At 53.8% G+C, this 12,626-nt stretch carries 6 protein-coding genes, 1 tRNA gene and 3 rRNA genes; 2 read left to right on the top strand and 8 right to left on the bottom strand.

Features of this window, described 5'->3' with window-relative positions; genetic code table 11:
• Positions 1-4 precede the first annotated feature (4 nt).
• From aceB to NB069_RS01070, 6 genes are all read right to left on the bottom strand, one after another.
• On the bottom strand, positions 5-1,606 hold the full coding sequence (aceB, locus tag NB069_RS01095; RefSeq protein WP_250587056.1) for a malate synthase A: 1,602 nt from the start codon (positions 1,604-1,606) through the stop codon (positions 5-7).
• Between the two features lie 270 nt (positions 1,607-1,876).
• Entirely contained in the window at positions 1,877-2,806 is a 930-nt protein-coding gene (gene metA, locus NB069_RS01090; protein ID WP_250587054.1) for a homoserine O-acetyltransferase MetA, read from the bottom strand.
• 188 nt (positions 2,807-2,994) lie between these two features.
• Positions 2,995-3,110, bottom strand: a 5S ribosomal RNA gene (rrf, locus tag NB069_RS01085).
• A gap of 67 nt (positions 3,111-3,177) precedes the next feature.
• A 23S ribosomal RNA gene (locus NB069_RS01080) occupies positions 3,178-6,082 on the bottom strand.
• A 220-nt stretch (positions 6,083-6,302) separates the two neighbouring features.
• Positions 6,303-6,377, bottom strand: a tRNA-Glu gene (locus NB069_RS01075).
• Between the two features lie 87 nt (positions 6,378-6,464).
• Positions 6,465-8,004 (bottom strand): 16S ribosomal RNA (locus NB069_RS01070).
• Together the 16S, 23S and 5S rRNA genes with 1 tRNA gene alongside form the textbook arrangement of a ribosomal RNA operon.
• A 560-nt stretch (positions 8,005-8,564) precedes the next feature.
• On the opposite strand from NB069_RS01070, the gene purH reads away from it, so the two are divergent.
• Complete coding sequence (gene purH / locus NB069_RS01065; RefSeq protein ID WP_250587052.1) at positions 8,565-10,154, top strand: bifunctional phosphoribosylaminoimidazolecarboxamide formyltransferase/IMP cyclohydrolase; 1,590 nt, start codon at positions 8,565-8,567, stop codon at positions 10,152-10,154.
• Between the two features lie 15 nt (positions 10,155-10,169).
• Positions 10,170-11,462, top strand: a complete 1,293-nt coding sequence (gene purD, locus NB069_RS01060) for a phosphoribosylamine--glycine ligase (RefSeq protein WP_250587050.1) — start codon at positions 10,170-10,172, stop codon at positions 11,460-11,462.
• A 43-nt stretch (positions 11,463-11,505) separates the two neighbouring features.
• Here the strand turns inward: purD and NB069_RS01055 are convergent, their stop codons facing one another.
• Positions 11,506-12,198, bottom strand: a complete 693-nt coding sequence (locus NB069_RS01055) for a DUF1481 domain-containing protein (RefSeq protein ID WP_250587048.1) — start codon at positions 12,196-12,198, stop codon at positions 11,506-11,508.
• Between the two features lie 11 nt (positions 12,199-12,209).
• The gene (gene hupA / locus NB069_RS01050; protein WP_002445246.1) at positions 12,210-12,482 is read right to left on the bottom strand and encodes a nucleoid-associated protein HU-alpha; all 273 of its coding nucleotides are present in this window, start codon (positions 12,480-12,482) and stop codon (positions 12,210-12,212) included.
• Positions 12,483-12,626 lie beyond the last annotated feature (144 nt).

Raw genomic sequence — 12,626 nt, 5'->3', positions numbered from 1 at the left:
GAAATCAGGCCAGCAGGCGATAGCCAGGCAGCGTCAGGAAGTCGATTAAGTCATCTGAGGTGGTGATCTGCTCCATCAGGCGCGCGGCGGCGTCGAAGCGGCCGCTGCTGAAGCGGTGCTCGCCCAGCTCTTCCTGAATGTTCAGCATCTCTTCTGACAGCATCTGGCGGAACAGGGCTTTGGTCACCGGTTTGCCGTTACTGAGCGTTTTCTGATGATGGATCCACTGCCAGATAGAGGTACGGGAAATCTCGGCGGTGGCGGCATCTTCCATCAGGCCGTAAATCGGTACACAGCCATTACCTGAGATCCAGGCTTCGATGTACTGCACGGCTACGCGAATATTGGCCCGCATCCCCTCTTCGGTGCGTTCCCCCTCACAGGGCTCCAGGAGCTGTGCAGCAGTGACGGGAGCGTCATCTTCGCGGGTCACGTGCAGCTGGTTCTTGTTATCACCCAGGATGTGGTTGAACACCTCCATGGCGGTATCTGCCAGCCCGGGGTGTGCCACCCATGTACCGTCATGGCCGTTACTGGCCTCCAGTTCTTTATCGGCCTTTACTTTATTCAGCACCTGAGCGTTACGTTCGCTGTCTTTGCTGGGAATAAACGCCGCCATCCCACCCATCGCAAAGGCGCCGCGTTTGTGGCAGGTTTTGATCAGCAGACGCGAGTAGGCACTCAGGAAAGACTTATCCATCGTCACCACCTGACGATCCGGCAGGACGCGATCCGGGTGGTTTTTCAGGGTCTTGATATAGCTGAAGATGTAATCCCAGCGGCCGCAGTTCAGGCCAACAATATGGTCACGCAGGGCATGCAAAATTTCGTCCATCTGGAAAACCGCCGGCAAGGTTTCAATCAGCAGCGTGGCCTTAATGGTGCCGCGCGGCAGTTCAAAACGATCCTCGGTATAACTGAATACCTCACTCCACCATGCCGCCTCCTGCCAGGACTGCGTTTTTGGCAGATAGAAGTAAGGCCCGCTGCCTTTTGCCAGCAGATTTTTATGGTTATGGAAAAAGTACAGTGCAAAGTCGAACAGGCTCCCGGGGATCGCCTCATTGTTCCAGACGACGTGCTTTTCCGGTAAATGCAGGCCGCGGACGCGGCAAACCAGTACCGCCGGGTTAGGTTTAAGCTGATAAATTTTCCCGGCTTCATTGGTGTGGCTGATGGTGCCGTCAACCGCATCACGCAGGTTGATCTGGCCTTCAATCACTTTGTTCCAGTCTGGCGCCAGCGAATCCTCAAAGTCCGCCATAAAGACCTTCACATTAGCATTCAGCGCATTGATCACCATTTTGCGCTCTACCGGGCCGGTGATCTCGACGCGTCGGTCCTGCAGATCCTGCGGAATACCGCGGATCGCCCAGTTTCCTTCACGAATGGAAGCGGTTTCCGAAATAAAGCCAGGCAGCTTTCCGTTATCAATGTCCTGCTGCTGCTGGATACGTGCCGCCATTAATTTATTACGTTTTGGCGTGAAGCGGGTTACCAGCTCGGTAAGAAACTCAACGGCATCGGCGGTCAGTACCTGCTTCTCCTTGTCGCCAAAGGGTTGAGTAAAGGCCAGCTCCTCGATGATGGTTGCCTGTTGATTCATTCCACTGCTCCTCGTCGTTGATCCGAATTCATTCCCCCACGCGAACGAAAAGATCGTTGTGTAGTTTTCGTTCAGCAGAATTAAGATTATCCAGTCTCACATTAAAATCAAAAACTATTTCCATTTTTAATTAAAATAGAAAGTAAGCACTTGATATTAATGAAATTAAAAATATCTTTTCGAGCGGGGTGAATTTCGGAAATAAAAAAGGCACCCGAAGGTGCCTTAACTGGAGTGCTGAAACGCTACAGGATGAGGATCCCCAGAGGATTAATCCAGCGTCGGATTCATGTGGCGCAGATCGTATGGCGTGATCTGGTAGACGTAGTAGTTGAGCCAGTTAGTAAACAGCAGGTTGCCATGACTGCGCCAGGTCGCACGTGGTTTATTCTGCGGATCGTTTTGCGGGAAGTAGTTGTACGGAACGTCCGGATTTAAACCCGCTTCTTCATCACGGAAATATTCGCTCGCCAGGGTATCGGGATCGTATTCCGGGTGGCCGGTGACGAAAGCGATGCGCTTGTCTTTGCTGGCAAACAGATAGGCATCGCCCTCTTCCGTTTCCGCCAGAATCTCGAGATCGGTGTAATCACGAATCAATGCCGCCGGGAAATCGGCATAGCGCGAGTGAGGGGCAAGGAAGGAGTCATCAAAGCCCCGCGTCAGCAGCGCATGAGGATGCAAAATATGGTGCTCATAAACGCCAGAGAGCTTTTCAGTGCGGGTTTGCTTAGGGATGCCGTAAAGAATGTTGAGTGCCGCCTGGACCGCCCAACAGACGAACAGCGTGGAGGTGACATGATCCTTGGCCCACTCCAGCACCTGCTTGATCTGCGGCCAGTAGGCCACGTCGTTGAATTCCACCAGACCAAGCGGCGCACCGGTAACGATCAGGCCATCGAAGTTCTCATTACGGATGTCTTCAAAGTTACAGTAGAAGTTATTGAGATGCTCTGAAGGCGTATTGCGGGACTCGCGCGCATCAATACGCAGGAGTTGAATATCGACCTGCAACGGGGAGTTAGAGAGCAAGCGGAGAAACTGATTTTCCGTCTCGATTTTCTTTGGCATCAGGTTAAGGATAAGCACCTTCAGGGGACGAATTTCCTGACCTGTAGCGCGCGAAGCCGTCATCACAAAGACGTTTTCTTCACGCAAGAAATTGACGGCTGGTAGCTCGTCCTGCACCCGAATCGGCATAACCTTATATCCTCACAGCATACGTATAAACGTTTAGACATCCAGATAGCTGACAATAACCAGGAATTGCGCAAATGTCGAGTCCGCAGGCAATAGGTGAGAAAGTTTCAAGGAGGGAACAGGCAGGCCGGGAAAGGCATAAACGCAAAAAGCCCGTCCTTGCGGACGGGCTCTCGGCTTTAATTGATGCCTGGCAGTTCCCTACTCTCGCATGGGGAGACCCCACACTACCATCGGCGCTACGGCGTTTCACTTCTGAGTTCGGCATGGGGTCAGGTGGGACCACCGCGCTACAGCCGCCAGGCAAATTCTGTTATCTGTATCAGGCTGAAAATCGTCTCAAATCCACACCGAAACAGCTTCGGCGTTGTAAGGTTAAGCCTCACGGTTCATTAGTACCGGTTAGCTCAACGCATCGCTGCGCTTACACACCCGGCCTATCAACGTCGTCGTCTTCAACGTTCCTTCAGGACCCTTAAAGGGTCAGGGAGAACTCATCTCGGGGCAAGTTTCGTGCTTAGATGCTTTCAGCACTTATCTCTTCCGCATTTAGCTACCGGGCAGTGCCATTGGCATGACAACCCGAACACCAGTGATGCGTCCACTCCGGTCCTCTCGTACTAGGAGCAGCCCCCCTCAATTCTCCAGCGCCCACGGCAGATAGGGACCGAACTGTCTCACGACGTTCTAAACCCAGCTCGCGTACCACTTTAAATGGCGAACAGCCATACCCTTGGGACCTACTTCAGCCCCAGGATGTGATGAGCCGACATCGAGGTGCCAAACACCGCCGTCGATATGAACTCTTGGGCGGTATCAGCCTGTTATCCCCGGAGTACCTTTTATCCGTTGAGCGATGGCCCTTCCATACAGAACCACCGGATCACTATGACCTGCTTTCGCACCTGCTCGAGCCGTCACTCTCGCAGTCAAGCTAGCTTATGCCATTGCACTAACCTCCTGATGTCCGACCAGGATTAGCTAACCTTCGTGCTCCTCCGTTACTCTTTAGGAGGAGACCGCCCCAGTCAAACTACCCACCAGACACTGTCCGCAACCCGGATTACGGGTCTACGTTAGAACACCAGCCATTAAAGGGTGGTATTTCAAGGATGGCTCCACGCAGACTGGCGTCCACGCTTCAAAGCCTCCCACCTATCCTACACATCAAGGACCAGTGTTCAGTGTCAAGCTATAGTAAAGGTTCACGGGGTCTTTCCGTCTTGCCGCGGGTACACTGCATCTTCACAGCGATTTCAATTTCACTGAGTCTCGGGTGGAGACAGCCTGGCCATCATTACGCCATTCGTGCAGGTCGGAACTTACCCGACAAGGAATTTCGCTACCTTAGGACCGTTATAGTTACGGCCGCCGTTTACCGGGGCTTCGATCAAGAGCTTCGCGTTGCCGCTAACCCCATCAATTAACCTTCCGGCACCGGGCAGGCGTCACACCGTATACGTCCACTTTCGTGTTTGCACAGTGCTGTGTTTTTAATAAACAGTTGCAGCCAGCTGGTATCTTCGACTGATTTCAGCTCCACCCGCAGGGGCTTCACCTACATATCAGCGTGCCTTCTCCCGAAGTTACGGCACCATTTTGCCTAGTTCCTTCACCCGAGTTCTCTCAAGCGCCTTGGTATTCTCTACCTGACCACCTGTGTCGGTTTGGGGTACGATTCGTTGTTACCTGATGCTTAGAGGCTTTTCCTGGAAGCAGGGCATTTGTTACTTCAGCACCGTAGTGCCTCGTCATCACACCTCAGCGTTAAAAAGGTACCGGATTTACCTGGAACCTCCGCCTACATGCTTAAACCGGGACAACCGTCGCCCGGCCAACATAGCCTTCTCCGTCCCCCCTTCGCAGTAACACCGAGTACAGGAATATTAACCTGTTTCCCATCGACTACGCCTTTCGGCCTCGCCTTAGGGGTCGACTCACCCTGCCCCGATTAACGTTGGACAGGAACCCTTGGTCTTCCGGCGAGCGGGCTTTTCACCCGCTTTATCGTTACTTATGTCAGCATTCGCACTTCTGATACCTCCAGCAAACCTCACAGTTCACCTTCAACGGCTTACAGAACGCTCCCCTACCCAACAACACATAGTGTCGCTGCCGCAGCTTCGGTGCATGGTTTAGCCCCGTTACATCTTCCGCGCAGGCCGACTCGACCAGTGAGCTATTACGCTTTCTTTAAATGATGGCTGCTTCTAAGCCAACATCCTGGCTGTCTGTGCCTTCCCACATCGTTTCCCACTTAACCATGACTTTGGGACCTTAGCTGGCGGTCTGGGTTGTTTCCCTCTTCACGACGGACGTTAGCACCCGCCGTGTGTCTCCCGTGATAACATTCTCCGGTATTCGCAGTTTGCATCGGGTTGGTAAGCCGGGATGGCCCCCTAGCCGAAACAGTGCTCTACCCCCGGAGATGAGTTCACGAGGCGCTACCTAAATAGCTTTCGGGGAGAACCAGCTATCTCCCGGTTTGATTGGCCTTTCACCCCCAGCCACAAGTCATCCGCTAATTTTTCAACATTAGTCGGTTCGGTCCTCCAGTTAGTGTTACCCAACCTTCAACCTGCCCATGGCTAGATCACCGGGTTTCGGGTCTATACCCTGCAACTTAACGCCCAGTTAAGACTCGGTTTCCCTTCGGCTCCCCTATACGGTTAACCTTGCTACAGAATATAAGTCGCTGACCCATTATACAAAAGGTACGCAGTCACACCACGAAGGTGCTCCCACTGCTTGTACGTACACGGTTTCAGGTTCTTTTTCACTCCCCTCGCCGGGGTTCTTTTCGCCTTTCCCTCACGGTACTGGTTCACTATCGGTCAGTCAGGAGTATTTAGCCTTGGAGGATGGTCCCCCCATATTCAGACAGGATACCACGTGTCCCGCCCTACTCTTCGAGTTCACAGCAAGTGTGCTTTCATGTACGGGACTATCACCCTGTACCGTCGGACTTTCCAGACCGTTCCACTAACACACAAGCTGATTCAGACTCCGGGCTGCTCCCCGTTCGCTCGCCGCTACTGGGGGAATCTCGGTTGATTTCTTTTCCTCGGGGTACTTAGATGTTTCAGTTCCCCCGGTTCGCCTCGTTAACCTATGTATTCAGTTAACGATAGTGCAACGGATTGCACTGGGTTTCCCCATTCGGACATCGCCGGGTCAAAGGTTCATATCACCTCGCCGGCGCTTTTCGCAGATTAGCACGTCCTTCATCGCCTCTGACTGCCAGGGCATCCACCGTGTACGCTTAGTCGCTTAACCTCACAACCCGAAGATGTCTCTTTCGATTCATCGTCGTGATTGTGAAAATTTGAGAGACTCGAACACACCTGATTCTGTTCCTGTTTACGGAGAACAGACACGGTGTGTCGTTTCAATTTTCAGCTTGATCCAGATTTTTAAAGAGCAAATATCTCAAACGTGACTCGTAAGCCAGTTTTGAGATACTGATTGGTTGTGCCTTTCACTCACACCCAGCAAGTGGCGTCCCCTAGGGGATTCGAACCCCTGTTGCCGCCGTGAAAGGGCGGAGTCCTAACCGCTAGACGAAGGGGACACGGAGTGTCACGACTTCGCAGCCGTCTTGCTTCTTTACGTTCATCAGACAATCTGTGTGAGCACTGCAAAGGCAGGTTCTTTAAGGTAAGGAGGTGATCCAACCGCAGGTTCCCCTACGGTTACCTTGTTACGACTTCACCCCAGTCATGAATCACAAAGTGGTAAGCGCCCTCCCGAAGGTTAAGCTACCTACTTCTTTTGCAACCCACTCCCATGGTGTGACGGGCGGTGTGTACAAGGCCCGGGAACGTATTCACCGTAGCATTCTGATCTACGATTACTAGCGATTCCGACTTCATGGAGTCGAGTTGCAGACTCCAATCCGGACTACGACGCACTTTATGAGGTCCGCTTGCTCTCGCGAGGTCGCTTCTCTTTGTATGCGCCATTGTAGCACGTGTGTAGCCCTACTCGTAAGGGCCATGATGACTTGACGTCATCCCCACCTTCCTCCAGTTTATCACTGGCAGTCTCCTTTGAGTTCCCGGCCTAACCGCTGGCAACAAAGGATAAGGGTTGCGCTCGTTGCGGGACTTAACCCAACATTTCACAACACGAGCTGACGACAGCCATGCAGCACCTGTCTCAGAGTTCCCGAAGGCACCAATCCATCTCTGGAAAGTTCTCTGGATGTCAAGAGTAGGTAAGGTTCTTCGCGTTGCATCGAATTAAACCACATGCTCCACCGCTTGTGCGGGCCCCCGTCAATTCATTTGAGTTTTAACCTTGCGGCCGTACTCCCCAGGCGGTCGACTTAACGCGTTAGCTCCGGAAGCCACGCCTCAAGGGCACAGCCTCCAAGTCGACATCGTTTACGGCGTGGACTACCAGGGTATCTAATCCTGTTTGCTCCCCACGCTTTCGCACCTGAGCGTCAGTCTTTGTCCAGGGGGCCGCCTTCGCCACCGGTATTCCTCCAGATCTCTACGCATTTCACCGCTACACCTGGAATTCTACCCCCCTCTACAAGACTCTAGCCTGCCAGTTTCGAATGCAGTTCCCAGGTTGAGCCCGGGGATTTCACATCCGACTTGACAGACCGCCTGCGTGCGCTTTACGCCCAGTAATTCCGATTAACGCTTGCACCCTCCGTATTACCGCGGCTGCTGGCACGGAGTTAGCCGGTGCTTCTTCTGCGAGTAACGTCAATCACTGTGGTTATTAACCACAATGCCTTCCTCCTCGCTGAAAGTACTTTACAACCCGAAGGCCTTCTTCATACACGCGGCATGGCTGCATCAGGCTTGCGCCCATTGTGCAATATTCCCCACTGCTGCCTCCCGTAGGAGTCTGGACCGTGTCTCAGTTCCAGTGTGGCTGGTCATCCTCTCAGACCAGCTAGGGATCGTCGCCTAGGTGAGCCGTTACCCCACCTACTAGCTAATCCCATCTGGGCACATCTGATGGCAAGAGGCCCGAAGGTCCCCCTCTTTGGTCTTGCGACGTTATGCGGTATTAGCTACCGTTTCCAGTAGTTATCCCCCTCCATCAGGCAGTTTCCCAGACATTACTCACCCGTCCGCCACTCGTCACCCGAGAGCAAGCTCTCTGTGCTACCGTTCGACTTGCATGTGTTAGGCCTGCCGCCAGCGTTCAATCTGAGCCATGATCAAACTCTTCAATTTAAGTTTGATGCTCGTGAATTAAACTTCGTAATGAATTACGTATGTTCACTCAGAGACTTGGTATTCATTTATTGTCCGAAGACATTAAGAATCCATGTCACTTTGAGTGCCCACACAGATTGTCTGATAAATTGTTAAAGAGCAGTGCAACGCGGCTTTCGCTCACCGTTGCGAGGTGGCGTATATTACGCTTTCCTCTTTCAGAGTCAAGCGATTATTTCACGCTTTTCTCTTCAACCGGCCCGGCTGTTTGTGTGAAGTGATTCACATCCGCCGTGTCGATGGAGGCGCATTATAGGGAGTTCTCCTGAGGCCGCAACCCTTAAATGACAGAAAAATGACTGACTGCTGCATTCCCCAGCAAAACCCCGCCTTATACCTGTTTACACACAGACTTATCCACAATGCTACGAAAAAGTGAAAATATGCGAGCGTTGCGCAAACGTTTTCGTTAAAATGCTCGCGCTTAATAAAGTGACCCCGCCAGGTGTGTTAGTTGAGTTTTTATGTGGAAAATTCACCTAACGCTCTCTGTAATCGTCAAATCCAGGGGATTTACCATGCAACAACGTCGTCCAGTCCGCCGCGCTCTGCTCAGTGTTTCTGATAAAGCCGGTATCGTCGAATTCGCTCAGGCACTTTCTGCACGTGGCGTAGAGCTGCTGTCCACTGGCGGTACTGCTCGCCTGTTGGCAGATAAAGGCCTGCCGGTAACCGAAGTGTCCGATTACACCGGTTTCCCGGAAATGATGGATGGACGCGTCAAAACCCTGCACCCGAAAGTTCACGGCGGCATTCTGGGCCGCCGCGGTCAGGACGACGGAATTATGGATCAACACGGGATCGCACCGATCGACATGGTCGTTGTTAACCTGTATCCGTTCGCCCAGACCGTAGCCCGTGAAGGCTGCTCTCTGGAAGATGCGGTAGAGAACATCGATATTGGCGGCCCAACCATGGTGCGCTCCGCGGCGAAGAACCATAAAGATGTCGCCATCGTAGTAAAGAGCAGTGACTACGAGGCCATCATTAAAGAGATGGATGCCAACGAAGGCTCACTGAATCTCGAGACCCGTTTCGACCTCGCCATTAAAGCCTTTGAACACACCGCCGCTTACGATAGCATGATCGCCAACTATTTCGGTAGCCTGGTACCTGCCTACCACGGCGAAAGCAAAGATCCTTCCGGCCGCTTCTCCCGCACCCTGAACCTGAACTTCATCAAGAAGCAGGATATGCGCTACGGTGAGAACAGCCACCAGCAGGCAGCCTTCTATATAGAAGAAGAGGTAAAAGAAGCCTCTGTTGCCACGGCACAGCAGGTGCAGGGCAAGGCGCTCTCCTATAACAACATCGCTGACACCGACGCGGCACTGGAGTGCGTGAAAGAGTTCAGCGAGCCTGCCTGCGTTATCGTTAAACATGCCAACCCATGCGGCGTGGCGGTAAGCACCTCTATTCTGGATGCTTACGATCGCGCTTATAAAACCGATCCTACCTCTGCGTTTGGCGGCATTATTGCCTTTAACCGCGAGCTGGATGCCGAAACCGCACAGGCAATCATCTCCCGCCAGTTTGTGGAAGTGATTATCGCTCCTTCTGCCACAGAAGAAGCCCTGAAAATCACCGCTGCAAAACAGAATGTGCGCGTTCTGGTTTGCGGTCAGTGGGCAGAACGTGTTCCGGGCCTGGACTTCAAGCGTGTGAACGGCGGCCTGTTGGTTCAGGATCGCGACCTGGGTATGGTGACAGAAGCCGACCTGCGCGTAGTCACTAAACGTCAGCCGAGCGAGCAGGAGCTGCGTGATGCGCTGTTCTGCTGGAAAGTGGCGAAGTTCGTGAAATCCAACGCCATCGTATATGCAAAAGAGAACATGACCATCGGCATAGGCGCAGGCCAGATGAGCCGCGTCTACTCCGCGAAAATCGCCGGTATTAAAGCGGGTGATGAAGGTCTGGAAGTGAAAGGGTCTGCCATGGCCTCTGACGCCTTCTTCCCGTTCCGTGACGGTATCGACGCTGCTGCAGCGGTGGGTATCACCTGTGTAATCCAGCCTGGCGGCTCTATCCGTGATGACGAAGTGATTGCCGCTGCCGATGAACACGGTATCGCGATGATCTTCACCGACATGCGTCATTTCCGCCATTAATTCCCGGAGCAGAGAATGAAAGTATTAGTGATTGGTAACGGCGGGCGTGAGCACGCCCTGGCGTGGAAAGCGGCGCAGTCTCCGCAGGTGAAAACCGTCTTTGTGGCACCGGGTAACGCCGGTACTGCTCTCGAGCCTGCCCTGCAGAACGTCGCTATCAGCGTGACCGATATTCCGGCGCTGCTGAGCTTTGCCCAGAATGAGAAAATCGACCTGACCATCGTCGGTCCGGAAGCTCCGCTGGTCATTGGCGTGGTTGACGCGTTCCGCGCAGCTGGCCTGACCATCTTCGGCCCGACCGAAGGTGCCGCACAGCTCGAAGGCTCAAAAGCCTTCACCAAAGATTTCCTCGCGCGCCACAACATTCCGACCGCGGAGTATCAGAACTTCACGGAAGTGGAGCCAGCGCTGGCCTACCTGCGCGAGAAAGGCGCCCCGATTGTGATTAAGGCCGATGGCCTGGCCGCCGGTAAAGGCGTGATCGTGGCAATGACGCTTGAAGAGGCCGAAGCCGCTGTCCAGGATATGCTGGCAGGGAATGCGTTTGGCGACGCGGGCCACCGTATCGTTATCGAAGAGTTCCTCGACGGCGAAGAGGCGAGCTTTATCGTCATGGTTGACGGCGAGCACGTGCTGCCGATGGCCACCAGCCAGGATCATAAGCGCGTTGGCGATGCCGATACCGGCCCGAATACTGGCGGCATGGGCGCATACTCCCCTGCTCCGGTGGTCACGGATGAAGTTCACCAGCGCACCATGGATCGCATCATCTGGCCAACCGTAAAAGGAATGGCTGCCGAGGGCAACACCTACACCGGCTTCCTGTACGCGGGCCTGATGATCGACAAGCAGGGCAACCCGAAAGTTATCGAGTTTAACTGCCGCTTTGGCGACCCAGAAACTCAGCCGATCATGCTGCGCATGAAGTCCGATCTGGTGGAGCTATGTCTGGCCGCCTGCGAAGGCAAGCTGGACCAGAAGACCTCCGAGTGGGACGAGCGCGCTTCTCTGGGCGTGGTGATTGCTGCGGGCGGTTATCCGGGCAACTACAACACCGGCGATCAAATCCACGGCCTGCCGCTGGAAGAAATCGAAGGAGCGAAGGTATTCCATGCGGGTACTACGCTGTCTGATGACGAACGGGTGCTGACTAACGGTGGACGCGTGCTGTGTGCTACGGCGCTGGGCAATACCGTCGCAGAAGCGCAGCAACGCGCCTATGCGCTGATGACGAATATTCACTGGAACGGTAGCTTCAGCCGTAACGATATTGGTTATCGTGCGATTGCCCGGGAGCAGGGGAAGTAATTTTTCTCCTCACCTTAACCCTCTCCTCACAGGGGAGAGGGACTTAAAAACTTTTCTCTGTCGGCTGCCAGGTACAGAAATCTTCGTTAGCCACCAGCAGCAGCTGTGACCCTTCAGGCGCTTCCAGCCACGCCACGCTCACTTCCATAGAGGAATGGCTCTGACGGCGTGCAATGTGTCCCGTTGCCCAACTATCGAGATCCGGCTTCAGGGTCTGGCCTTCGCACGTGGTAACCGTGCCGTCGGCATGCCAGCGCCCCTGATAAAGCACCACTCTTCCCTGTCTCAGCGCGTCGCTGGTCTGGCGAATTTGATTAGCCCGGTAGCGGTAAAGCTCGATTTGATCGGTAGAGAGCTGCTGTTTAAGACCACCGATTTCGCGCTGCATAAAGCTCAGCTCACCGTGGTCGTCAAAACGTACCCGCACGTGCTCGGGGACTTTGCTGTAGATGTTCACGTCGATATAAGCGAGCGTATCGCCCTGCCAGCGGTATTCACTGGTGGTGGTACTGCCGCTATGCCAGGGGCTAAAAGCGGAGAGGAGATGCACTTCGTCGTCTGAATCTTTGCGCCAGACGCGTACAGCGCCCTGATTGTCAGCGTAGCCGCTGGCGGTAAAGGGCGGCAGGGAGGAGTCATGACTACAGGCGGTCAGTACAAGCACGCCCGCCAGCGCCAGGACATGCCGCCAGACAGACAAAAGGGGCGAAACCGCCCCCTCGATAAAACTGTTCACTGCTACGCGGCTTACTTAACTGCGTCTTTCAGTGCTTTGCCAGAAACAAATGCTGGCACGTTAGCTGCAGCGATTTTGATTTCTTTACCGGTCTGCGGGTTGCGGCCAGTACGCTCAGCGCGGTGGTTCACTTTGAAGGTACCGAAACCTACCAGTTGTACAGCATCGCCTTCTTTCAGAGACTCAGTAATTGCAGCCAGGGTGGATTCCAGAGCAGCTTTAGCCTGTACTTTAGACAGGTCAGCTTTGTCCGCAATTACATCAATCAGTTGAGTCTTGTTCATAAGTTATCCTTTCAATGTGTTTATCGCTTGCTAAGCATCGAGTGCGACGAAAATGCCAAAAAAGCACTCTCCTGCATACACGCACCGATAGCCACTTATTTTCGCCCCCCAAATGTAGACCAGACGGGGGGCAGAAGGGAAGAG

The sequence above is a fragment of the Leclercia adecarboxylata genome (genome assembly GCF_023639785.1).
Taxonomy (GTDB): Bacteria; Pseudomonadota; Gammaproteobacteria; order Enterobacterales; family Enterobacteriaceae; genus Enterobacter; species Enterobacter adecarboxylatus_D.
Note: the sequence above shows the minus strand (reverse complement) of the source record. Positions and strands in the feature narration are given on the sequence as shown.